The organism is Dellaglioa sp. CoH-55-MRSF-6 (assembly GCF_056782215.1).
The window spans coordinates 1-22534 of sequence record NZ_JBXAYJ010000004.1 but is presented as its reverse complement, the minus strand read 5'-3'; the positions used below and the strand labels follow the sequence as shown (position 1 = coordinate 22534).

25 protein-coding genes and 1 pseudogene are annotated in these 22534 nt (G+C 35.7%); 3 read left to right on the top strand and 23 right to left on the bottom strand.

Features of this window, described 5'->3' with window-relative positions:
• Positions 1 to 18: 18 nt before the first annotated feature.
• The 20 genes and pseudogenes from AC1RPK_RS05295 to AC1RPK_RS05200 form a co-directional block, all read right to left on the bottom strand.
• On the bottom strand, positions 19 to 1239 hold the full coding sequence (locus AC1RPK_RS05295) for an FtsW/RodA/SpoVE family cell cycle protein (protein ID WP_481761642.1): 1221 nt from the start codon (positions 1237 to 1239) through the stop codon (positions 19 to 21).
• 72 nt (positions 1240 to 1311) lie between these two features.
• Complete coding sequence (locus AC1RPK_RS05290; protein ID WP_409022314.1) at positions 1312 to 1533, bottom strand: DUF2969 domain-containing protein; 222 nt, start codon at positions 1531 to 1533, stop codon at positions 1312 to 1314.
• On the bottom strand, positions 1526 to 1786 hold the full coding sequence (gene yidD, locus AC1RPK_RS05285; protein WP_409022313.1) for a membrane protein insertion efficiency factor YidD: 261 nt from the start codon (positions 1784 to 1786) through the stop codon (positions 1526 to 1528). Before yidD ends, AC1RPK_RS05290 begins: the two co-directional genes overlap by 8 nt.
• Before the next feature lie 85 nt (positions 1787 to 1871).
• The gene (mreB, locus tag AC1RPK_RS05280) at positions 1872 to 2858 is read right to left on the bottom strand and encodes a rod shape-determining protein (RefSeq protein WP_409022312.1); all 987 of its coding nucleotides are present in this window, start codon (positions 2856 to 2858) and stop codon (positions 1872 to 1874) included.
• Between the two features lie 94 nt (positions 2859 to 2952).
• Entirely contained in the window at positions 2953 to 4257 is a 1305-nt protein-coding gene (murA, locus tag AC1RPK_RS05275) for a UDP-N-acetylglucosamine 1-carboxyvinyltransferase (protein ID WP_481761641.1), read from the bottom strand.
• A gap of 17 nt (positions 4258 to 4274) precedes the next feature.
• The gene (locus AC1RPK_RS05270; protein WP_409022310.1) at positions 4275 to 4508 is read right to left on the bottom strand and encodes a DUF1146 family protein; all 234 of its coding nucleotides are present in this window, start codon (positions 4506 to 4508) and stop codon (positions 4275 to 4277) included.
• 138 nt (positions 4509 to 4646) lie between these two features.
• Entirely contained in the window at positions 4647 to 5066 is a 420-nt protein-coding gene (locus tag AC1RPK_RS05265; protein WP_481761640.1) for a F0F1 ATP synthase subunit epsilon, read from the bottom strand.
• A gap of 13 nt (positions 5067 to 5079) precedes the next feature.
• Complete coding sequence (gene atpD / locus AC1RPK_RS05260; protein WP_409022308.1) at positions 5080 to 6480, bottom strand: F0F1 ATP synthase subunit beta; 1401 nt, start codon at positions 6478 to 6480, stop codon at positions 5080 to 5082.
• Positions 6481 to 6503: 23 nt separating this feature from the next.
• On the bottom strand, positions 6504 to 7451 hold the full coding sequence (locus AC1RPK_RS05255) for a F0F1 ATP synthase subunit gamma (RefSeq protein WP_481761639.1): 948 nt from the start codon (positions 7449 to 7451) through the stop codon (positions 6504 to 6506).
• Positions 7452 to 7482: 31 nt separating this feature from the next.
• Positions 7483 to 9000, bottom strand: coding sequence for a F0F1 ATP synthase subunit alpha (gene atpA, locus AC1RPK_RS05250; protein WP_481761638.1), 1518 nt, complete (start codon positions 8998 to 9000; stop codon positions 7483 to 7485).
• A gap of 31 nt (positions 9001 to 9031) precedes the next feature.
• The gene (gene atpH / locus AC1RPK_RS05245) at positions 9032 to 9574 is read right to left on the bottom strand and encodes an ATP synthase F1 subunit delta (protein WP_481761637.1); all 543 of its coding nucleotides are present in this window, start codon (positions 9572 to 9574) and stop codon (positions 9032 to 9034) included.
• Position 9575: 1 nt separating this feature from the next.
• Entirely contained in the window at positions 9576 to 10085 is a 510-nt protein-coding gene (gene atpF / locus AC1RPK_RS05240; RefSeq protein ID WP_409022304.1) for a F0F1 ATP synthase subunit B, read from the bottom strand.
• Positions 10086 to 10156: 71 nt separating this feature from the next.
• Entirely contained in the window at positions 10157 to 10369 is a 213-nt protein-coding gene (gene atpE, locus AC1RPK_RS05235; RefSeq protein ID WP_409022303.1) for a F0F1 ATP synthase subunit C, read from the bottom strand.
• Positions 10370 to 10399: 30 nt separating this feature from the next.
• The gene (atpB, locus tag AC1RPK_RS05230; RefSeq protein ID WP_409022302.1) at positions 10400 to 11110 is read right to left on the bottom strand and encodes a F0F1 ATP synthase subunit A; all 711 of its coding nucleotides are present in this window, start codon (positions 11108 to 11110) and stop codon (positions 10400 to 10402) included.
• Between the two features lie 218 nt (positions 11111 to 11328).
• Positions 11329 to 11958, bottom strand: a complete 630-nt coding sequence (gene upp, locus AC1RPK_RS05225; RefSeq protein WP_409022301.1) for a uracil phosphoribosyltransferase — start codon at positions 11956 to 11958, stop codon at positions 11329 to 11331.
• Positions 11959 to 12022: 64 nt separating this feature from the next.
• The gene (gene glyA / locus AC1RPK_RS05220) at positions 12023 to 13285 is read right to left on the bottom strand and encodes a serine hydroxymethyltransferase (protein WP_481761720.1); all 1263 of its coding nucleotides are present in this window, start codon (positions 13283 to 13285) and stop codon (positions 12023 to 12025) included.
• A 33-nt stretch (positions 13286 to 13318) separates the two neighbouring features.
• Positions 13319 to 14302 (bottom strand): annotated as a pseudogene (locus AC1RPK_RS05215) (L-threonylcarbamoyladenylate synthase); the annotation flags it as partial.
• Positions 14303 to 14318: 16 nt separating this feature from the next.
• A complete protein-coding gene (prmC, locus tag AC1RPK_RS05210; RefSeq protein ID WP_481761636.1) occupies positions 14319 to 15164 on the bottom strand; it encodes a peptide chain release factor N(5)-glutamine methyltransferase in 846 nt (281 codons plus the stop codon).
• Positions 15157 to 16242 (bottom strand): peptide chain release factor 1, encoded by a 1086-nt coding sequence (gene prfA, locus AC1RPK_RS05205; RefSeq protein WP_409022299.1) that lies wholly within the window; start codon positions 16240 to 16242, stop codon positions 15157 to 15159. Before prfA ends, prmC begins: the two co-directional genes overlap by 8 nt.
• Before the next feature lie 45 nt (positions 16243 to 16287).
• Positions 16288 to 16869, bottom strand: coding sequence for a thymidine kinase (locus AC1RPK_RS05200; protein WP_409022298.1), 582 nt, complete (start codon positions 16867 to 16869; stop codon positions 16288 to 16290).
• Positions 16870 to 17082: 213 nt separating this feature from the next.
• On the opposite strand from AC1RPK_RS05200, the gene AC1RPK_RS05195 reads away from it, so the two are divergent.
• Together AC1RPK_RS05195 and AC1RPK_RS05190 are read left to right on the top strand one after the other, a co-directional pair.
• A complete protein-coding gene (locus AC1RPK_RS05195; protein WP_481761635.1) occupies positions 17083 to 18429 on the top strand; it encodes a MurT ligase domain-containing protein in 1347 nt (448 codons plus the stop codon).
• A 2-nt stretch (positions 18430 to 18431) separates the two neighbouring features.
• Positions 18432 to 19139, top strand: a complete 708-nt coding sequence (locus tag AC1RPK_RS05190) for a type 1 glutamine amidotransferase (protein WP_409022296.1) — start codon at positions 18432 to 18434, stop codon at positions 19137 to 19139.
• A gap of 53 nt (positions 19140 to 19192) precedes the next feature.
• Here AC1RPK_RS05190 and manA read toward each other — a convergent pair whose 3' ends face one another.
• The 3 genes from manA to AC1RPK_RS05175 all read right to left on the bottom strand — a co-directional run bounded on the left by manA (position 19193) and on the right by AC1RPK_RS05175 (position 21905).
• On the bottom strand, positions 19193 to 20158 hold the full coding sequence (gene manA / locus AC1RPK_RS05185) for a mannose-6-phosphate isomerase, class I (RefSeq protein ID WP_481761634.1): 966 nt from the start codon (positions 20156 to 20158) through the stop codon (positions 19193 to 19195).
• A gap of 76 nt (positions 20159 to 20234) precedes the next feature.
• Positions 20235 to 21245 (bottom strand): serine hydrolase domain-containing protein, encoded by a 1011-nt coding sequence (locus AC1RPK_RS05180; protein ID WP_481761633.1) that lies wholly within the window; start codon positions 21243 to 21245, stop codon positions 20235 to 20237.
• Positions 21246 to 21251: 6 nt separating this feature from the next.
• Entirely contained in the window at positions 21252 to 21905 is a 654-nt protein-coding gene (locus AC1RPK_RS05175; RefSeq protein WP_409022293.1) for a histidine phosphatase family protein, read from the bottom strand.
• A 189-nt stretch (positions 21906 to 22094) separates the two neighbouring features.
• Between AC1RPK_RS05175 and AC1RPK_RS05170 the strand changes: the two genes are divergently transcribed.
• Complete coding sequence (locus AC1RPK_RS05170; RefSeq protein ID WP_481761632.1) at positions 22095 to 22433, top strand: hypothetical protein; 339 nt, start codon at positions 22095 to 22097, stop codon at positions 22431 to 22433.
• The last annotated feature ends 101 nt before the right edge of the window (positions 22434 to 22534 follow it).

Here is a 22534-nt window from a genome sequence, read left to right as displayed (position 1 = left end):
AGTGATTCCATAATAGAATCACTGCCTTATCTTTTTATCAAAATCTTCGTCTTCGCTACTGAACATGTAACTCTTATGATGGTATCGCATTGACATAATTAAGCCAATTCCAATCATATTTCCTACTAAAGCAGACCCACCTTGACTGACAAATGGTAATGGAATACCTGTTAAAGGTAGTAACCCAATACTCATCCCAATGTTTTCAAAAACATGGAATAAAATCATCATAATGACCCCAGTAGATAAGTAAGCATAAAATTCATTCTTCGTATCAAAGGTTGCACGAACCATTCGATAAATGAGTAAGAAATAAATAAAGATTAAAATACAACCACCAATAAACCCAAAGTTTTCGCCGATAACAGAAAAAATCATATCAGATTCACGGACGGGAACATAAACATTTGACACGTTAAATCCCTTACCAGTCATTTGTCCTGATCCAATGGCTTTCATACTTTGCCATAATTGATATCCTGTTCCGGATGTATCTTTTGATGGATCTAACCAGTTATCAATTCGGTCAAATTGGTAGGCAGAAAAGCCAACTTTTTCTAGAATTGATCGACCAGTTGTTGAAATAACCATATATAATGCCGTTCCACCTACAACAGCCACCGTTCCAAATGCCGGTCCAATAATCTTCCAAGTGATACCTGAAACTAAAATGACACCACCTAAAATAGCAAAGAAAACGAGCATTGTTCCAAAATCATTTTGCAGTTTTAATAAAATAACTACTGGTAACGTCCATGCTATCATTTTGGCTAATAAAATAATATCTGTCCCAATTTTATGAGTTGGATAATCATTGTTATGTATCGTAACCACACGCGCCAACATTAATATAAATGCTGGCTTCATAACTTCTGATGGTTGGAACGTTAACGAACCAACTAATGGTATCCAACTTTTAGCACCTGTGTTTATATATAAAGGTCGACTATATACGACTAAAACAATCATCAATAAAAACAGGCCAATAAAATACCCTATCGGTGCGACTCGCCATAATTGTTCTGAGTCAAATTGCATAATAACGACAATTGCAATGACACCAATAGCGTACCACATTAACTGTGAAACCATTTGGCTAACAATTGAGGTCGCACTAGTATCATGGGATGCTGATACGTAAATTGAGGCAAGCCCAATAATTGCCAAGACTAAAACGGCAAAAATAATACCATAATCAATTCTTGACTCACTATCGACCTCATCTTTTCTACTACTCATAGAATTCCCCTCCACACTATGTCACTTATTTCGTTAAATTTTTGAATAGGCTAAAATTTAATAATTGACTAATTAACCGCGATGTAAGTGAAAATCGCGCAATAAAGTATCAATACCTTCATCACGAGTTTTAGCTTTGAATATCTCACCGTTACTTAATGTTGCAACAAATTTTGTATCTTGTTGAATGACTGTACCAATTTCAATACCGCCAACGGTTAATGAAACTGCATCCTCACCATTAATTTTAATATCATTTTCTGCTACTTCAATCTCTTTTTCTTTTTTAGACATGCTTTTCTTCTCCTTTAGGGTTCTTATTTCTTCGTACGGTAAAGTAATCAGGTACGGGATCGTATCCGCCTCTGACAAAAGGATGGCATCGTAAAATCCTACCGATACCCATAATAATACCTTTTGCACCGTGTTTTTGAATTGCCTTAATCATATAGTTTGAACATGTTGGATAGTACCGGCAACTAGGTGGAAACATCGGTGAAATAAATTTTTGATAAAACTTGATTGGTGCAAGCATTAAGTTTTGCATAAATAAATGACACCTCCTATATGAAAAGGTCCATCAACAGATTGCCCCGTTAATAGACCTCCCTTAATAACCAGTATCACAGTTGTTATCTACCTTGTTTTTCAATATGATCTAACAAGAATCCAGTTCCTTTTGCGACATCATCCAATGGTGTTTCTGACACCATAACAGGAATATCTAAGTTCGATGACATTAATAAATCAACACCATCTAATAATGCACCGCCACCTGTTAAAATAATCCCAGTATCAATAATATCTGATGCTAATTCTGGTGGTGTTTGTTCAAGAACTTCTTTAGTTGCTGCAACGATTGCTTGCATTGTATCATGAGTTGCTTCTTCAATCTCAGCAGAGCTAAGCACAACTGTCTTTGGTAAACCAGTAACAACATCTCGTCCACGAATTTCCATTTCTAATGCACGATTGTCTGGGTAAACTGTCCCAATTTCAATTTTAGCTTTTTCAGCTGTACGTTCACCGATTTGAAGGTTATGTTTTTGCTTAACAAAATTGATAACATCACTATTCAATTGATCACCAGCAACACGTAATGAACGGCTTGCTACAATATCGCCTAATGAAATAACGGCAACATCACTTGTACCACCACCAATATCAATCACTAAACTACCACGGGGTTGATAAATATCCAACCCAGCACCAATAGCTGCAACTTTAGGTTCTTCAGCAAGATAAACCTTGCCACCACCAGCTTTTTCAGCAGCTTGAATAATTGCTTTTTGTTCAATTGATGTGATATTTGTTGGGCAACAAATCAAAATACTTGGTTTTGATAAAAAGCCGCTCACATTTAATTTTTTAATAAAGTAAGTTAACATTTGTTCTGTAATATCAAAATCAGCAATGACACCATTTTTCATAGGTCTGATAGCTCTAATACTACCAGGTGTTCTACCAACCATTTTATATGCTTCTGATCCAACTGCTAATACACGACCTGATTTTGTGTCAATTGCAACAACAGATGGTTCATTTAAGACGATTCCTTTATTTTGTACGTTAATTAATACATTTGCGGTTCCTAAATCAATACCAATATCTTTAGCCATTATGCTTCTCCTCTCGGCACTTAAAACTTACACTAATGTAAGCATTATACCATATACCTATACAATAAAAAAATGTCCAAAATGGACATTTCTTCTATTTTACTTCATTTTCTGTCTTAATAATTATATCTTGTGTATCATCATTGATACGTTTAATTTCAGCACCCAAAGCTTCTAACTTTTGATGGAAATGATAGTAGCCTCGATCAAGATATTCAAGATGTGTAACTTGTGTATAACCACGAGCTACTAATCCTGCTAGCACAAGTGCTGCAGCAGCTCTTAAGTCTGTAGCAGCAACTTCTGCACCATTGAAGTCAGTTGGACCATACATGACAACTGAGTTGCCTTCAATCTTAAATTTTGCATTCATACGTCGTAATTCTTCAAGATGCATAAAACGATTTTCGAATACCGTCTCTGTTAAAATACTTGTACCATCTGCCATTAATTGAAGGACAGTCATTTGAGGCTGCATATCAGTTGGGTACCCTGGATGAGGCAATGTTTTAACTGTAGTTGGTTTAATTTTTTCTGTTCCAATTACTCGGATACCATTGTCTTCTTGGATAACGTCAATGCCCATTTCTTCTAATTTAGAAATTAATGGTTTATTGTGTTCCGCAATAGCCTCTTCGATTAAAACATTACCTTGAGTCATTGCTGCAGCAACCATGAATGTCCCTGCTTCAATCCGATCTTGGACAACTGCATGATCAGCGCCATGTAATGCCTTAACACCATGAATGCGAATTGTTTCGGTACCAGCACCTTGTACTTTAGCACCCATTTTATTTAAAATATTAGCTAAATCAACAATTTCTGGTTCTCTTGCAACATTTTCAATCACAGTTGTACCAGTAGCTAATGTTGCAGCCATCATAATATTCTGAGTTGCACCTACACTTGGAAAATCAAGATAAATGTTGGCACCCTTTAATTCATCTACAGTTGCTTCTATATAACCATCGAATTGTTCAATATGCGCACCCATTGCTTCAAAACCTTTTAAATGCAAATCAATTGGGCGAGAACCTATTGCACACCCACCAGGCATTGCAATCTTCGCATGTTTAAGTCGTGCCAAAAGTGGTCCCATTACAACAATAGAAGCACGCATTTTTGAAACATATTCAAATGGTGCTTCTGGTGATAATTCTTTAGTCGCACTCATTTTAACTTCATTAGTTTCTTCATTAAAGTCAACGTCTAAATTTAAAAAACGTAGTACGTTATTCATTGTAAAGACATCTGACAAAACTGGTACATTTGACAGTGTATTTTCACCACTACTTGCTAAAATTCCGGCTGCTAGAATTGGCAATACTGCATTCTTTGCGCCTTCTATATGCACTGTTCCATTGAGTGAGTTTCCACCCTTGACGATTATTTTTTCCACAAGTTATTCCCCCGTTATTATTTAACTAAAAAAACTAAATTACGAACATTATCAATAAAATTTAAGAAAAAGGCACTGCTTGTATATCCTAATAAAATAGCCAATAAGACAATTAAAACTTTGATTCTTTGTTGGCTACTTTGTGGGAAAAACCTGTCTATTCGTAACCCTTGAATTGCCCAAAAAGCAATTCCAATAAACATTAGATGACTCATTAAAGTAACTAGCGATTGGATTCCCACAGTATTCATCAAAACACTCCTAAAATTTATTCGTCATAAGCATAGCATATTTTGTACCACTTGTCGCTAATATTTGTAACAAAAATGAAATATTTAATATGTATATACAAAAAAAGGTACTGAATAAATCCAGCACCCACTTTTGTATTAATGTTTAGAGATATTAATTCGATTGATTGCACGTCTAAGTGCAATTTCAGATCTTTTAAGTTCATCAACATTATGTGTTTGTTTTGCAGTAGAAATCATCTGCTCAGCTCTTTTTTTAGCAGCCTGTGCACGATTTTCATCAATATCTTCTTGGCATTCTGCTGCATTTGCAACAACCGTTGCGACATTTTTTGAAAATTCAATGAATCCACCACTTACGGCAATTTCATCTTCTTCATTATCATTTACCTTAACCCTGACAGCATCAATATCAAGAGAAGCAATAACTGGAATATGATTGGGTAAAATACCCATTTCCCCGCTGGGTGTTTTAACAATAATCATTTTAGCATTATTGTCATAAACACTACCATCAGGAGTGACGATACTAACGGTCAAAACTGAATCTTCAGCCATCTGTTATTACCCCCTATTTTGCCATTTTATTTGCTGCTTCAATAACATCTTCGATTGGGCCGACACCATTGAAAGCATCTTCAGGAAGTGAATCATATTTACCATCAAGAATATCTTTAAATCCTTGAACTGTTTCAGCAATTGGTACATATGATCCAGGTTTTCCTGTGAATTGTTCGGCAACATTAAAGTTTTGTGAAAGGAAGAATTGGATGCGACGCGCACGTGCTACAATTACTTTTTCATCATCAGATAATTCATCCATACCTAAAATAGAAATAATATCTTGTAATTCACGATAACGTTGTAACGTATGTTGAACTTCCGTAGCAACACGATAATGTTCTTCTCCAACAATTTCAGGTGTCAAAGCACTTGAAGTTGAAGCCAAAGGATCAACAGCTGGGTAAATACCTTGTTGCGTTAAGCTACGTTCCAAGTTAGTTGTTGCATCCAAATGGGCGAACGTCGTTGCAGGAGCAGGATCAGTATAATCATCAGCTGGAACATAAACTGCTTGAATTGATGTAACTGAACCTTTTTTAGTTGACGTGATACGTTCTTGCAATTGACCCATTTCAGTAGCTAATGTTGGTTGATAACCTACGGCTGAAGGAATACGGCCTAATAAGGCTGAAACTTCAGAACCAGCTTGTGTAAAGCGGAAAATATTATCAATAAACAATAGCACATCTTGTCCTTTTTCATCACGGAAATATTCCGCAATTGTAAGACCAGTCAATGCAACACGCATACGGGCACCAGGCGGCTCGTTCATCTGACCAAACACCATGGCTGTCTTCTCTAACACGCCGGATTCTTTCATTTCAAAGTAAAGGTCATTACCTTCACGAGTACGTTCACCAACACCGGTAAACACTGAAATACCATTATGTTCTTGAGCAATATTATGAATTAATTCTTGAATTAAAACAGTTTTACCAACACCGGCACCACCGAATAATCCAATTTTACCACCTTTAATATAAGGGGCTAACAAGTCAATAACTTTAATTCCTGTTTCAAGAACCTCAGTACTTGCACTTAATTCATCATATTTAGGAGCATCTTTATGGATGCTACTGCGCTCTGCATCTTTATTAAATTCAGGACCACCATCAATGGTATCTCCTAAAACGTTAAACACTCGACCAAGAGTATCTTCACCAACAGGGACAGAAATTGAAGCACCTGTGTCTTCAACAACTGTTCCACGTTGCAAGCCATCCGTAGAATCCATGGCGATTGTTCTCATAACTCCGTCACCTAATTCAAGCGTAACTTCGATAATTAGAGCAGTTCCATCTTCACGTGTAACTTTTAACGCATTATTGATATCTGGTAAGGTTTCGTTTAAAGAGAATTGTACATCGACGACGGGCCCGATAACTTGAACAACTTTACCGAGACTCATCTTCTGTATTTCCTCCTGTCATTTTACTCTAAAGCAGCTGTTGCACCAGTAATTTCTGTAATTTCTGTTGTAATAGCACTTTGACGTGCACGATTATACTTTAATTCTAATGATGCAATAATATCTTTAGCATTATCTGTCGCAGATTTCATTGCTGTAGAACTTGAAGCATGTTCAGCTGTTTTAGCATCTAAAATCGCACCATATACTAAGCTTTCAGCAAACTGAGGTAGAACAACTTCAAGAATTGCGTCTCCTGAAGGTTCCATATCATAATCTTCATTCCCCATCACATTAGACGTTTCAATACCTTCTGCATCTGTATCCATATTCACTTCTGAAATAGGAAGCATTTGTTCAGAATGAAAGTCCGATTGTAAACTATTAACGAAATGATTATAACAAACAAATAATTCATCATAAACTTCACTGTTATACATTGTTACTACTGATTTAACGATTTCACGAACCTCAATAAACGTTGGAATATCACTTACACCACGGTATTCGTAGGCAACCTCATATCCTCTATTTTTAAAGAAGTCAGCACCAGTACCACCAACAGCAATAATAACAGCATTATCTACAGTATGGCCATTTTGCTTCATCAAATCTAATGTTTGTTTAATTACGTTACTATTGTAACTACCAACTAAACCACGATCAGAAGTAATAATTAAATAACCACTTTTTTTAACAGGTCTCTTTTGTAACATATCAAAACCTGAAAATTTTGAACTATCATTCTCAGATGATTGCTTTGATTTTCCAGCTTTAGCATCTAAAAGGTGAGATTGGGCAAGATGGGTAATGACACTTCTAATTTTAGAAGCATATATCTGATAACTTTGAGTATGACGCTGAATTTGGCTTAACTTAGCAGTCGAAACAACTTGCATTGCGCCAGTTATTTGTCCCGTTTTCTTAGTTGAAACGATTCGACGCTTTACTTCCATTAATGAAGCACCCATTAATTCTCACCATCTTTCATTTACTTTTAGTTTACGCTTTTTCAGGAGTTACTTGGAAACCTTCTGAAAAGTCTTTGATTGCAGCATCAAATTTATCTTCGTCAGGTAAATTACCTGTTTCTTTGATGTGATTTAAAAGATCACTATGATTATTATCAAAGAAATCAAAAATTTCACCTTCAAAACGAAGAATATCATCAACAGGAACTGAATCCAAGAATCCATGTGTTAATGCATATAAAATTAAAACTTGTTTTTCAACAACTAATGGCTTGTGTAATGGTTGTTTAAGTACTTCAACCGTACGATGTCCACGATTTAATTTAGCTTGTGTTGCGGCATCTAAATCAGAACCAAATTGAGAAAATGATTCTAATTCTCGGAATGATGCAAGAGCCAAACGAAGGCTTCCGGCAACTTTCTTCATTGCTTTAATTTGAGCTGACCCACCAACACGAGAAACTGATGTACCAGCATCAATAGCTGGACGAGTACCTGAATAGAATAAATCACTATCCAAGAAAATTTGACCATCAGTAATCGAAATTACGTTAGTAGGAATATATGCAGAAACATCACCAGCCTGTGTTTCGATAAATGGAAGAGCAGTCATTGAACCACCACCCAATTCATCACTTAACTTAGCTGCACGTTCAAGTAAACGTGAATGTAAGTAGAAAACATCACCAGGATAAGCTTCACGACCCGGCGGACGTCTCAAAATTAATGACAGTTCACGGTAAGCCGTTGCTTGTTTTGATAAATCATCAAATACAATCAAGACATGTTTACCGTTATACATGAATTCTTCACCCATTGCTGAACCAGTATATGGAGCTAACCATAATAATGGTGCGGGAGAAGCAGGACCAGCACTAACGACAATTGTGTAGTCCATTGCGCCTAATCGACGTAACGTTTCCACTTGTGCGCTAACAGTTGATTCTTTTTGTCCAATAGCAACATAGATACAAATCATGTCTTGATCTTTTTGATTTAAAATCGTATCAATAGCAACTGATGTTTTACCAGTCTTACGATCACCAATAATCAATTCACGTTGTCCACGGCCAATTGGAACTAAAGCATCAATAGCTTTAAGTCCAGTTTGTAAAGGTTGATCAACTGACTTACGATCCATAACTCCTGGAGCCTTTTTTTCGACTGGACGAGTTTTGTTTGTCTTAAGATCACCTTTACCATCGATGGGTTGGCCTAAAGGATTAACAACACGTCCGATAAGTTCTTCACCAACAGGAACTTCCATGATTCTACCCGTACGTTTGACAACGTCGCCTTCACGGATACCTTCATAGCCACCTAAAATAACGATACCAACATCGTTTGTTTCTAGATTTTGAGCCATACCATAAGTACCGTCAGAAAATTCTAACAATTCTCCTGATAAAGCGTTATCCAAACCGTGTGCACGAGCAATACCATCACCAACATAAGTAACGGTACCTACTTCATCAACGATAAGTTCGTCTTTATATTGTTCCAATTGTTCTTTAATTAAAGCACTGATTTCTTCAGCTTTAATGCTCATACAAGGTTCACCTCTTAACTACTTTAATATGTTACTCCGCTAATAATCGTTTTACTTTGTTGATTTTTGATGAAATTGATCCATCAAAAATCTGATTATTGGCTTCAATAATAACGCCACCAATAATTTTTTCATCAATAATATTGTTAAATACTATCTTATTTGCACCGATTCTTTCTGCAAACTTACTTGATAATTTCGTTAATTGACTATCATCAAGCTCAATTGCAGTTGTAACGGTTGCATGTACAATTTTTTCTTTAACATCGCATAATCGTTCGAATTCTTCAATTATTCCAACCATATCACCCATTCGACCATAATCAAAGACCATTTGGATAACGTTTGCAATAATTGGAGATGCATCTTTGAGTAAGACCTTAACAAGGTCTTGCTTTTCTAACAAATTAAGACGTGCATCAACAAGCACTTCACTCAATTGTGGATTAGCAAGAAAAACTTGTCTAACTTCCTCTAATTCTTCAGAAAAGGCAACAATATTACCTTGTTCATCAGCAATTTCAAAGATGGCTTCACCGTAACGATTGGCAACGGTTGCCTTATCTAATTTCATTTTACTTTACCAACCCTTCAATATAAGAATTGATTAAGTTTTTTTGATCATTCTCATTTAATTCTTTTTGAATAATCTTAGAAGCAATTTCAATAGATAATTCAGCGACATCACTTTGAACGCTACTCAATACTTCTTGGCGTTCTTGTTCAATATCTTTAACAGCATTTTGTTTCAACGTCGTTGCTTCATCTTGAGCTCCAGAAACGATATCATCATGTTGCTTTTTACCGTTATCTTTTGCACGACTAACAATTTCAGATGCTTCTTGACGTGAATTATCTAATTGGTCTTGTCGTTCAGTTGCCAAAATATCGGCTTTTTTTCTTGAATCTTCAGCAGAATCTAAATCATTTGCAATTTTATCTGCACGGTCACTCATCATTTTTGTGACAGGACCCCATGCAAAGTGTTTGATGATTAACATCAAAATAACAAACGAAATAATATAGAATAAGAAATCACCAGTTTGAAAATTACCAACTGCACCGAAAACTAAATCTGAAAACATCTATTGACACCTCCTTTTTAAAATTAATATATTTCGTTGTATCAACGAAGAATCAAACTTAATTTCAAAAATTATTTAGCCATCAATAAGAATGAAATAACGATAGCAATAATAGGAACGGCTTCAATCAAACCAACACCAATAAACATTGTTGAACGTAATTGACCAGATAATTCTGGTTGGCGAGCCATACCTTCGATTGTTTTAGAAATAACTAAACCATTACCAATACCTGTTGCGACAGCGGCTAAACCAGCTGCAATACCTGCTGCTAATAATCCCATAATAATTGTTTCCTCCTTAGATATCTTGTTTTATTCTTTTTGTACTTTTCCACCGATATAAACCATTGACAATGTTACGAATACGTAAGCTTGGATACTTCCGATAAACAGAGAGAATCCTTGCCAGATCATTTCAACTGGTAAAGCCACGATAGTCATTAATGGGCCCATAGAAACTGCACCACCAATTAACGTTAATAATACTTCCCCAGCGTAAATGTTTCCGTACAAACGAAGAGCTAATGTTAGCAAATTTGTAAATTCTTCAATCAAGTTAATAGGTAAAAGAAATGCAACTGGACTCAAATAGGAATTTTTAATATATCCCTTAAATCCGAATTGAATAACACCCATAAAATGTGATAATAGCAGAATCAAAAATGCAAACGTTAGTGTCGTTAGCGGACTCGACGTTGGACTTTTAATCAACGTCTTGTCGCCAAAACCTATTTGTAAAAATAAACCCATTTGGTTAGATACAAAGATAAATAAGAATAACGTAAATGCTAATAAATTAAACTTCTTACCTTCTTTTCCTGGCATTGCGCTTTTAACAATCCCATTGGTGAAATCAATGAGCCATTCCAAAACATTTTGTCTACCAGTCGGTTTCATGGTCAGTCTTCTCGATAATACAATAGCTATCATCGCGACAATCACACATGCAAGTAAACCGGAAACGACATTCGTAATATTGAAAGGTAGGCCATAAAAATTCACAACGAAAGCATCTCCATCCACAGAATTTCACCTCTTTCCAAACTTTTATTTGACCGTATAAAACGGTATAAATTAAAGAGAATAACTTTATAAATATTCTCCAATTACAAAAGAAATCATACCACCAATTGAAATAAAATACAAAAGAAATTCTGACTTATTTTGAGTTTTTTTTCACATTAAAAAAAATGACACCTAGACGGCTTACGCATAAGCATTCTAAGGGCCATTCATTTAATTTATTTCGTACCAAACAATCGATCACCTGCATCGCCCAAACCTGGGACAATGTAGCCATCTTCATTCAAGTGATCATCAAGTGCTGCTGTATAAATATCAATATCAGGATGTTTTTCACGTAAAGCTGCAACACCTTCTGGAGCCGCAACAAGACAAACAAACTTAATTGTCTTTGCGCCGCGCTTCTTCAATGCATCAACTGCCATAATAGCAGAACCACCAGTAGCAAGCATTGGGTCTACTACAAGAAGATCACGACTAGCAATATCTTCAGGCATTTTTACAAAATATTCTGTTGGTTGGAATGTTGTTTCATCACGGTACATACCAATATGTCCAACTTTAGCTGCTGGTAATAATTCCAAAATACCATCAACCATCCCTAAACCAGCTCTTAAAATAGGAATAATAGCAATTTTCTTACCAGCCAATGTTTTTTGTGTTGTTTTACCCATAGGTGTTTCAACGATAACATCTTCTAAAGCAAAATCGCGAGAAACATCATATACCATTAGTTCAGCAATTTCATTAACAACTTCTCTAAATTCTTTTGTACCACAGTTCTTATCACGTATAATCGTTAATTTGTGTTGAATTAACGGATGGTCCATCACTTGAAATTTGCCCATTACGAAACACTCCCTTAAATTTAGTCTATTCTATTTTAGCGAATTATTACCTAAAATACTAGTCTTAAACGTATTTAATTTGTGAAATAGGATGCTTTTTAGATAATGCTAAAACTTGCGAACCAATTTCGGCTAATTTATCGTCATCATCGTGAAATTGAATTGCGTATAGAATTAGAATTGCAATCACTTTTACGTCTTCGCTGTCAAACCCACGAGTAGAAATTGCTGGCGTTCCAATTCGAATTCCAGACGTTTTAAATGGGCTCAATGATTCATTTGGAATTGTATTTTTATTCACAGTAATATGAACACGATCTAATAAGTTTTGAACTTCTTTTCCATTTAACCCAGAAGGTGTTACATCTAAGTTCATTAAGTGATTATCAGTTCCACCAGAAATAACTCTCACTAAATCTGACTGTGCAAATACGCCAGCCATTGCTTGTGAATTCTGAACAACTTGATACATATACGCCGTAAATGCTGGTTGCGCTGCCTCATAGAATGCTGCCGCTTTCCCAGCAATTACGTGTTCAAGTGGGCCACCCTGTGTACCAGGGAAAACTGCCGAGTTTAGTTTTTTAGCATATTTTTCTTTAGCAAGAATCATTCCACCACGAGGGCCACGTAACGTTTTATGCGTTGTTGTCGTAACAACATCAGCTACATCTACGGGATTTGGATGCAGTCCAGTAGCTACAAGACCAGCAATATGAGCCATATCTACCATTAAATAGGCGCCAACTTCATCAGCGATTGCTCTAAATTTTGTAAAGTCGATCATTCGACTATAAGCTGAGGCTCCAGCAATAATCATTTTAGGTTTTTCTTTAAGTGCTATCTCTCGAATAGCATCATAATTTAAACGTTCTGTTTTAGAATCAACACCATAACTAACAAAATTGTACAATTCACCTGAGAAATTTACTGGTGAACCATGCGTTAAATGTCCACCATCGTTTAATTTCATTCCTAAAATCTTATCTTGAGGTTCTAAAAATGCCTGGTAAACGGCCATATTAGCTTGTGAACCAGAATGTGGTTGTACATTGGCATATTCAGCATGGAATAGTGCCTTAGCACGATCAATAGCTAATTGTTCAACTACATCAATATACTCACAACCACCGTAGTAACGCTTATTAGGATACCCTTCAGCATACTTATTGGTTAACACGCTACCTTGTGCAGCACGTACAGCATCAGAAACGATATTTTCAGACGCAATTAATTCAATATTGTCCTCTTGGCGTTTTTCTTCATGAGCGATTGCATCCCACAATTCTTTATCCTGTTGTTTATATTTCACTTTTTCAGCATCCATAAGTTCAACAATATTTTGGCTACTTGCTGCTTTTTCAAGACGGTTCATGTAAGCAACACCCAATCCCTTTTTATCAAACCCTTCAACTAAAATCATTTGAACATTAGGGTTGTCATCGAAGTAGCGTAAACCGTCAAAAAGTGATTGGCTTGCTGATTCAATTGTTTTTCCTAAAGAAGAATAGCCACTATTCTTAGGTATCTGATCCGTATCAATTTGACCTTCTTTTGCCATTAATCCGATTGCAATATCTTGTTTAGCGACCCAGTCTAAAATATCTGACCAATTTTGTGTTGAATCAACAATCACAACTTGTGCTCTTGGTGCATAATGTCGATACTTCATCCCAGGTGCTTTTGGCGTTTCTCCTTCGGCAACTTCATGTGTATCATCACTAACGTGTCCAATTACATCCTCAATTTGTGACTGAGTAACTGCTCCAGGTCTCAAAATTGTTGGTTCATCTGTACTCATGTCTAAGACAGTTGACTCCACCCCTACTTTTGTTTGCCCATCATCAATGATACCAGCAATTTTACCATTCAAATCATGAGCAACATGTTCTGCCATTGTTGGACTAGGTTTACCTGAAGTATTAGCTGAAGGGCCAACAATTGGAACGCCCGACTTAATAATAAAATCTAATGTAACTTTGTTATCTGGCATTCTAAAGGCTGCAGTTTCTAAACCGCCTGTAACAGTCTTTGAAAGAGCTCCTGCTTTTAATTTAAGGATAAGCGTCAATGAACCCGGCCAAAATGTTTTAATTAACTTTTCCACATTGGCAGTAAGTGGTTGTGCATATTCCCGAACTGTCTCTACATCGGCAACGTGTACGATTAGTGGATTATCACTTGGTCGACCTTTTGCAGCATACACTTGTTTGACTGCCTCTTCATTTGTCGCATCGGCACCCAATCCGTACACTGTTTCAGTTGGGAATGCGATCAATTGTCCTTGCTTTAATAACTCTGCAGCAGTTTCTATTTCATTAGGTTGATAAATAATTGTTTCCATTAACTCAACACCCCTTTTATAATTTTGCGTGAATCATTCTTTGATTATCAAAACTATCTTTTTTTCCTTCTATTAAAACTGCATTTTCAAATGCGTTTGTTAACATCTTTATCACGGCGTTTTCTTGTTGATACCCTATTTCAAAGAAAATATCTCTTGGTTTTTGCGTGAAGCGAGCCACCTCTTCTATCATTCTTCGATACAAGATTAGACCATTTTCAGCTGCAAATAATGCGACTTGCGGTTCATGTTCAATCACACTTTTATCCATCACATCTCGCTCATTTTCGGCAATGTATGGTGGATTAGACACGATGACATCCACTTTCAATTCATGAATAGGTTCTGTTAAATCTCCAATCAAAAATGTTACATCAACTTGCTGTGCTTGTGCATTTTTTTTGGCAACCGTAATTGCTTCTTTAGAAATATCACTTGCAAAGATTTGCCAATTTGGTCGCTGTTGTTTTAAAGCAATCGCAATTGCTCCAGAACCGGTTCCAATATCAGCAATTACCAACTTCTCATTAGCAGGCAATGTCTCCAACATCCATTCTACCAATTCTTCCGTCTCAGGTCTCGGAATAAGGGTTGCTTCGGTCACTTTCAATTGCATACCAAAAAAGTAGGCATGACCAATAATGTATTGTGCCGGCATTCCATCACAAAATTGCTGAATATCTATCTGATATTGTTGCCACTCATTTTTTGGCATTTTTGTTTGATAATTCATTAATAAATCAGTCGTTGACCAGCTTAGTCGCTCTAATAATAACCACTGACCACTTTCAACTTCTAACTTATGTTCCTCTATACACAAAGAAGCCCATTTCAAGGCTTCATAGTAGGTTGGATTAGTCATTTTCTTGCAACTTTTCCATTTTTTGTGTTTGATCATATAAAATCAATGAATCGATTACTTCTTCAAGTTCACCATTCATAACACGATCTAATTTATTCAATGATAATCCAATTCGATGATCAGTCACACGATTTTGAGGGAAATTATAAGTTCTAATTCGTTCTGAACGGTCCCCTGATCCAACAGCTGATTTTCTATTTTCATTGTAAGCACTTTGTTCTTGTTGTGAATAGAAATCATAAACTCGAGCCTTCAAAATTTTCATAGCTTTTTCACGATTTTGTTGTTGTGAACGTTCATCTTGCATAGCTACAACAATGTTTGTTGGTAAATGGGTCATTCGGACAGCAGATGATGTCTTATTAACATGTTGTCCACCGGCACCAGAAGAACGATAAACATCCGTTCTAATATCTTTTGCATCAATTTCAATTTCAACATCTTCTGCTTCAGGCATAACACCTACTGTTGCAGTAGAAGTATGCACACGTCCAGCTGATTCTGTTGATGGAATTCGTTGAACTCGATGTGCACCACTTTCATATTTCAGCTTAGAAAAGACACTATCACCATTAATCAACAGGACAATTTCTTTAAAACCACCGACTTCAGTCACATTTTTATCCACAATTTCAACAGTCCAACCTTGCTTCTCAGCGTATTTAGAATACATTGAGAATAAATCTGCAGCAAATAAACTAGCTTCATCCCCACCGGCAGCGCCGTGAATTTCCATGATAATATTTTTATCATCATTAGGATCCTTAGGAATTAATAGTACCTTAATTTCTTCTTCTAAAGCTGCTTTTGCTTTCTTTGCGTCAGATAATTCTTCTTTAGCCATTTCAGCCATTTCAGAATCTAAATTTTCGCCTAGCATTTCTTCAGCATCTGCAAGTTCTTGAACAACAACTTTATATTGGCGATATTTCTCAACTGTTTCGCGGATACTTGCCATTTCTTTTGATAATTCCATAAACCGATTATTATTTGAAATAATCTCAGGATCAGACAATAATTCGCCTAATTCTTCATAGCGATCATCAACTGATTGTAATTGATCATACATTTCATCCATTTTATATTGTCTCCTCTTAATTCTTTATCTTTCTAGTCTATCTGATTATTGTAATTGTGTCATCAACGGATTGTTATAATGTTTACGACATACTGGATAATAATCTTCATTACCACCTATTAAAATTTGTTCGCCAGCATATACAGGTTTACCATCATGAATACGTAAATTCATGATGGCCTTTTTATGACAAAACCAGCAAATTGTTTTCATTTCTTCAATCTTGTCAGCATATAATAATAAATATTTTGATCCTTCAAACAATTCGTTTTTAAAATCATTCTTTAACCCAAAAGCCATAACTGGAATATTTAATTCATCCACAATTTTAGCTAATTGAATAATATGTGCTTGTTTTAGAAATTGTGATTCGTCTATTAAAACACAAGCAGCATTTGAATTAGTCTGTTGAACTAAATCAAAGACATTTGTTTCTTCAAAAATAGGTGTCGCCTCACGTTTCAATCCAATTCGACTTGAAACAAATCCAACACCATCCCTGTCATCCACACCACTTGTTAAAATAATAACTGATTTATTTTGTTCTTCATAATTATGCGCAACTTTTAAGATTTCAATTGTCTTACCACTATTCATTGCACCGTATTTAAAAAATAATTGCGCCATAATAAACCTCTTCTGTTTTTCAGATTTCCGTCTTTAAGTATATCCGATTTAAGCTTGGATTTCATTAAATAAAAATTTTTTCTTAATATTAGGCATTTTATATGTAGAATTTTGTAATTATGCTATTATAGACATAATATAAATTCAGTAAAGTAGGCTATGACGTGGATTCTATCCTATGTAGTCAATTTTCTGTAAACGGAGGATATTTTAATGACGATAAAAAGCTCAATAGCAACTGTCGCAGGGAAATCATCATATTGGTTTTTGCACACCTTTCTAAAAGGTGGTAGCTCTCTACCCGGCAAAATAACTGCCGCGTTAGATCCAGAAATTTTAAAAACATTAGGTGCTAATTATGACGTTATTGTCATCACTGGAACCAACGGTAAAACCTTAACAACCGCCTTAACAGTTAAGGTTTTAGGTGCTAAATATGACCATATCTTAACAAACTCTGCTGGATCAAATATGGAACAAGGTATTATCACAGCATTTCTAACGGATAAGCGCAAAAAAAATGAGCGTCCTCTTGCTGTTCTTGAGGTTGATGAAGCAAATGTCATTAAAGTAACCCAATACATCACGCCTAAAGCATTTGTTCTAACAAATATTTTCCGTGATCAAATGGACCGCTACGGTGAAATTTATACAACTTACAAAAAAATTATTGATGGGATTAAATTAGCACCCAATGCAACAATTATTGCAAATGGTGATGCACCCATTTTCCATTCAATTGAATTACCAAATCCTTTTGTTTTCTACGGTTTTAATCATGAAGAGGAAACAGAAAGTTTAGCACCTACGAATACTGATGGGATTCTTTGTCCAGTTTGTCAACATATCTTACATTATAAAACCCGTACGTATGCTAATCTCGGGAAATATTATTGTCCAAACTGTCATTTTAGTCGTCCAAAATTAGACTACCAATTAACATCACTTTTAGAACAAACACCCACATCATCTCACTTTATAGTTGATGGACAACCCATGGAAATTCATGTCGGCGGTTTATATAACATCTACAACGCCCTTGCTGCTTATGCAGTTGGTCGTGTCTTCAATGTTGGTCCTGCAACAATTAGTAATACATTAAGTGAAGACGATGAGCAAGTCTTTGGTCGACAAGAAGTCATCCATGTTGAAGACAAAGACATTACCTTAGTTTTAGTTAAAAATCCAGTTGGCCTCGATCAGGTACTAGATATGATTGCAACAGATACAGAACCATTCTCGTTGGCCTTCTTATTAAATGCAAATTACGCAGATGGTATTGATACCAGTTGGATTTGGGATGGGAATTTCGAACAATTAACACAAATGAACATTCCTCAATTCATGACGGGTGGTGAACGTTATAAAGATGTTTCATTCCGTTTTAAGGTCGCTGGTGTCAAAGATGAACAATTAATTAAAGAACCTGACATTGCTAAAGTTATCGAACAACTTAAAACCTTCCCCACAAAACATATTTACGTTTTAGCCACTTATACAGCTGTTTTACAGTTACGTAAATCACTCGCTAATGATGGTTATATCAAGGAGGGCATGTAATAATGGCAAAATATCATTTAAACGTCGCCCATTTATATGGTGACTTATTAAATACTTATGGTGATGTTGGTAACCTATTGGTGTTAGAATATTATGCCAAGCAAATGGATACTGACTTACAAACTGAAGTCATCAGTTTAGATCAACCTTTTGACAAAGATCATTTTGACTTAACTTTCTTTGGTGGTGGACAAGATTTCGAACAAAAAATTGTCTCAAAAGATATTCAAGACAAAAAAGAGGCCTTAACCGACTATATTGAAGATAACGGTCCCCTCCTCGCAATTTGTGGCGGTTACCAATTACTTGGTCAATATTATGTCGGTGCTGATGGTGAAAAAATTCCTGGCATTGGTGCAATGAGTCATTATACAGAGACACAAGATGACAATCGTTTTATCGGAGATATTACGATTCAAAATGAAGATACCGGTGAAACTTACCATGGTTTTGAAAATCATAACGGGATGACCTTCCTCGGTAAAGATGAACGACCACTTGGTAAAGTGTTAAAAGGTAAAGGTAATAATGGTAGTGATGCTTCAGAAGGTGTCATTTACAAAAACGTTTTTGGTTCATATTTCCATGGCCCAATCTTAACAAGAAATGGTGAATTAGCTAAACGTCTACTACTGCTTGCGTTGCATCGTAAATATCCAGATGTTGATTTTAGTCAACAAGAAGCACTCGTTATCGAACCAACATTTTAGTAAAAAAATAAAGATTCAAACAATAGTATATTATTGTTTGAATCTTTATTTTTTTATGCTTTTTCTCCAGGTTCTGATGCAATAATTTGCATATCACCTGTAATTGTCCATTCTTTAACTTCGTTTGGTAAAATAAAATGCATACCCATTTTTAAATCATATATTTTATCATCGACTTTAATCTGACCTTCACCTTTTAAAACTGAAACAAGAGTATAAGGTGCGACTGTTCTTTTAAAATTTGCTGATCCGTTTGAAATCAACCATTCATAAACACTAAAGAATGGTGTTTTAACAAAGGTTGTTACTTTGGCATCCCCGACCATTTTTGTTTGAATATCGAGTTCAGGAACTTTATTAGGCACATTAGTAACATCAATCGATTGTTGAATATGCAAGTCACGCTTCTTACCCGTTGTTGCATCCACACGGTCAAAATCGTAAACACGATATGTTGTATCACTACTTTGTTGCGTTTCAAGGACCATCACACCAGAACCAATGGCATGAATTGTACCACTAGGAACATAAAAGAAATCTCCCGCTTTAACAGGTACATGCGTAAATAAATCATCCCATCTTTCGTCATGAATCATTTCCGCTAATTCTTCACGTGTTTTAGCATGGTGCCCATAAATAAGTTCTGCCCCAGGTTCGGCTGAAATAACATACCAACATTCTGTTTTACCAAGTTCATGCTCATGTTGCATTGCATAAGTATCATCCGGATGTACTTGAACTGATAAATCTTGATTAGCATCTAAAATTTTAGTTAGAAGTGGAAAAACATCCCCTTTAGCATTACCAAAAACTTCACGATTTGAATCCCAGACTTCATTCAATGTTTTGCCAGCAAATGGACCATTCAAAACAGTACTTGGGCCATGTGAGTGTGCGGAAATAGCCCAAAGTTCACCAGTATGATTACTTGGAATATCATATCCAAAGACCGTTTTAAGATGATCACCACCCCAAATTTTTTCTTGTAATACAGGTTTTAAGAATAAAGGTTCTGTCATTAGTTGCTCTCTCCTTCGTTAAACATATTATTGGTTTATTTTATCATAAGCGGTTACATTTTTGAATGTTAATCGGTTACAATCCAGCTTTTTCCGTTAAAAAGCTTTCTATAATTTCATCTCGTTTTACCAAATAGAGACTATTATCACTCGTCGGATGTACCCTATTCGTTAAGACAACCAACCCGTCTTGCATGGATTGATCCATTATTATAAATGTTCCTGTATAACCAGTATGATAGACAGATAAGCAATCGCCATCTCCACGAAGATCCCAGCCAAGTGAACGACCCAAGCTTCTTGTAGGTGTTTGATCTGAGAATAACATTTGCGTCGTCTCCGGCCGTAATACTGGACGTTCAGGACCATCTGACATAAACCACTGCATAAATCGTAATAAGTCGGATACAGTGGAAAATAACCCTGCCGATCCACAATGTTCTTTTAAAATCCGTGCTTTGGGGTCATGAACAATACCCTTTAAAAGACCTAAGTCAGGAATAATCTCAGTTGGAACACTTCTTGAGATATTTGGACTAAAAGTACTATCAGTTAATCCTAAGGGATTTAAGACTTCTTGCTGCAATGCTTGCTGAACAGGAATTTTTAAAATACTTTCAATAATATATCCTAAAAAAATTAGTCCGATATCACTATAAATAACTTTTTTTCCAAGATTTTCACCATTACTTAGTCCGAATAGTGCTTGTTTTAAATCTGGTTCCGATAATTGATTTCGATTTTTAATATACCCTTGAAAATCTGCCGTATGCGTCAACATATGCCGTAAAGTCACCCGTTCGTCCTGATAATTTGGTAGGTATTTTTTTACGGAATCATCAACATTCAAACGACCCTCTTCTTGTAATTTTAAAATAAGAGTTGTTGTTCCTATCACTTTAGTTAGTGATGCAACGTCGTAAAGTGCATTGTCAGCTAATTGTTCAGTTTCAGGGACTAATTGCGAATATCCCAAATAGTTTTGATTGCTAATTGTATTATGATGGATAACCCCATATGAAGCACCAGGAACAATACCATCATTAACTAACTGTCGAATTTTATTTATCGTTTTAGGATATAGCAATCGTAATCACCCCTTTTGATTAATCTTCACAATTGTAAATTTACCTTTTTTAAAATCAACGTTACTAACACTAGCATTCTTCAAGAGCATCGTTGGAAGTTGATTTTTTTCTAAGCTGTCGATAAAACTTGATAACACAAGACCATGAGACACAATTAAAATATTTCCTCCCTGCGTCTGGTACTGATTCCCAATATCCGTTAATGTATCAATTATTCGACTAGTCATCTTATCATATGTTTCAGCTTGGCTAGTTCCTTCAAGCTCTGCGAACATATTTACTAAGTTTCTAAAGCGATTATGCCCTAAAACGGCCTGACTCACTTTAAAAAAACCAAATTTTTTAACAAGCATTGGAATTAAATCTTTATTTTTCATCTCTTCTAGTCGACCAAAATCGACTTCTCGAAGTCCTCTTAATGGTTGAAATTCAAACGAAGAGTCATGCTTTTCAAGAATAAAGTCCGCAGTATCTTGCGTTCGTTTTAAGTCACTTGTGTACACGGCTTCAAAATAGACATCTTTTAATTGTGTTCCCAAATTTCTAGCTGCCTCTCGCCCCTTGTGTGTCAGACGAGAATTAGTCACGCCTTGTAGCCTCTTTAATCTGTTCAATCGTGTTTGACCATGTCTTACTAAATAAAAATGAACTGTCTTCATCGCCTGCACCTCCATAAAATGGTTTATATTTGTACCTTCAAGTATACGCTACCATTAAGATTTTACCTAAGTAAAAACCTAAAATATATTTTTAAATTTAGTCTGTCTACGACTATAATAAAATAAATCAAAACATTTTCGTTTAAATTGGTATAATGAAGTAAATCATTTAGATGGGGAGTGTCACTTATGGCTAGTAATTCAGATTCTATATTCTTCGTCTTATCTTATGTCAGACGACATCCAGAAGACGTTTTCTTTTCACGCTTGACCTATACTAATTCAATAACCCTCGTCATACCAGGAAGCGTCAAAGTAGCTGATGCTGATATTTATTTTTTACCAGATAAACTAACTGTTAATCGTCTCACTGATGATTTCGTTTCAAAACACGGTGATTTATTAGATTACTTTAACGATAAATTAGATCATTCCATCCCTGACTATATGGACGTCTGGGTAACAACCGTGTATCTGACACATCATGATAAATATTTAATTGAACTTTCATTTGAACAAAATGTCTAAACAAAAAAGTGATTAAGCAGGTTCTGAAGTGAACCCCAAAAGTTGGAGTAAATATTAAGCGATCATCTGGTCGGTATGTTTTCGATATTCAATCGGAGACA

What these genes read in the sequence shown, in the direction of transcription:
- AC1RPK_RS05295 (WP_481761642.1), bottom strand. Translation starts at nt 1,239, where the DNA reads ATGAGTAGTAGAAAAGATGAGGTCGATAGTGAGTCAAGAATTGATTAT.
- AC1RPK_RS05290 (WP_409022314.1), bottom strand. Translation starts at nt 1,533, where the DNA reads ATGTCTAAAAAAGAAAAAGAGATTGAAGTAGCAGAAAATGATATTAAA.
- yidD (WP_409022313.1), bottom strand. Translation starts at nt 1,786, where the DNA reads ATGCAAAACTTAATGCTTGCACCAATCAAGTTTTATCAAAAATTTATT.
- mreB (WP_409022312.1), bottom strand. Translation starts at nt 2,858, where the DNA reads ATGGCTAAAGATATTGGTATTGATTTAGGAACCGCAAATGTATTAATT.
- AC1RPK_RS05270 (WP_409022310.1), bottom strand. Translation starts at nt 4,508, where the DNA reads ATGAATACTGTGGGAATCCAATCGCTAGTTACTTTAATGAGTCATCTA.
- AC1RPK_RS05265 (WP_481761640.1), bottom strand. Translation starts at nt 5,066, where the DNA reads ATGGCTGAAGATTCAGTTTTGACCGTTAGTATCGTCACTCCTGATGGT.
- atpD (WP_409022308.1), bottom strand. Translation starts at nt 6,480, where the DNA reads ATGAGTCTCGGTAAAGTTGTTCAAGTTATCGGGCCCGTCGTCGATGTA.
- AC1RPK_RS05255 (WP_481761639.1), bottom strand. Translation starts at nt 7,451, where the DNA reads ATGGGTGCTTCATTAATGGAAGTAAAGCGTCGAATCGTTTCAACTAAG.
- atpA (WP_481761638.1), bottom strand. Translation starts at nt 9,000, where the DNA reads ATGAGCATTAAAGCTGAAGAAATCAGTGCTTTAATTAAAGAACAATTG.
- atpH (WP_481761637.1), bottom strand. Translation starts at nt 9,574, where the DNA reads ATGAAATTAGATAAGGCAACCGTTGCCAATCGTTACGGTGAAGCCATC.
- atpF (WP_409022304.1), bottom strand. Translation starts at nt 10,085, where the DNA reads ATGTTTTCAGATTTAGTTTTCGGTGCAGTTGGTAATTTTCAAACTGGT.
- atpE (WP_409022303.1), bottom strand. Translation starts at nt 10,369, where the DNA reads ATGGGATTATTAGCAGCAGGTATTGCAGCTGGTTTAGCCGCTGTCGCA.
- upp (WP_409022301.1), bottom strand. Translation starts at nt 11,958, where the DNA reads ATGGGCAAATTTCAAGTGATGGACCATCCGTTAATTCAACACAAATTA.
- glyA (WP_481761720.1), bottom strand. Translation starts at nt 13,285, where the DNA reads ATGGATGCTGAAAAAGTGAAATATAAACAACAGGATAAAGAATTGTGG.
- prmC (WP_481761636.1), bottom strand. Translation starts at nt 15,164, where the DNA reads ATGACTAATCCAACCTACTATGAAGCCTTGAAATGGGCTTCTTTGTGT.
- prfA (WP_409022299.1), bottom strand. Translation starts at nt 16,242, where the DNA reads ATGGATGAAATGTATGATCAATTACAATCAGTTGATGATCGCTATGAA.
- AC1RPK_RS05200 (WP_409022298.1), bottom strand. Translation starts at nt 16,869, where the DNA reads ATGGCGCAATTATTTTTTAAATACGGTGCAATGAATAGTGGTAAGACA.
- AC1RPK_RS05195 (WP_481761635.1), top strand. Translation starts at nt 17,083, where the DNA reads ATGACGATAAAAAGCTCAATAGCAACTGTCGCAGGGAAATCATCATAT.
- AC1RPK_RS05190 (WP_409022296.1), top strand. Translation starts at nt 18,432, where the DNA reads ATGGCAAAATATCATTTAAACGTCGCCCATTTATATGGTGACTTATTA.
- manA (WP_481761634.1), bottom strand. Translation starts at nt 20,158, where the DNA reads ATGACAGAACCTTTATTCTTAAAACCTGTATTACAAGAAAAAATTTGG.
- AC1RPK_RS05175 (WP_409022293.1), bottom strand. Translation starts at nt 21,905, where the DNA reads ATGAAGACAGTTCATTTTTATTTAGTAAGACATGGTCAAACACGATTG.
- AC1RPK_RS05170 (WP_481761632.1), top strand. Translation starts at nt 22,095, where the DNA reads ATGGCTAGTAATTCAGATTCTATATTCTTCGTCTTATCTTATGTCAGA.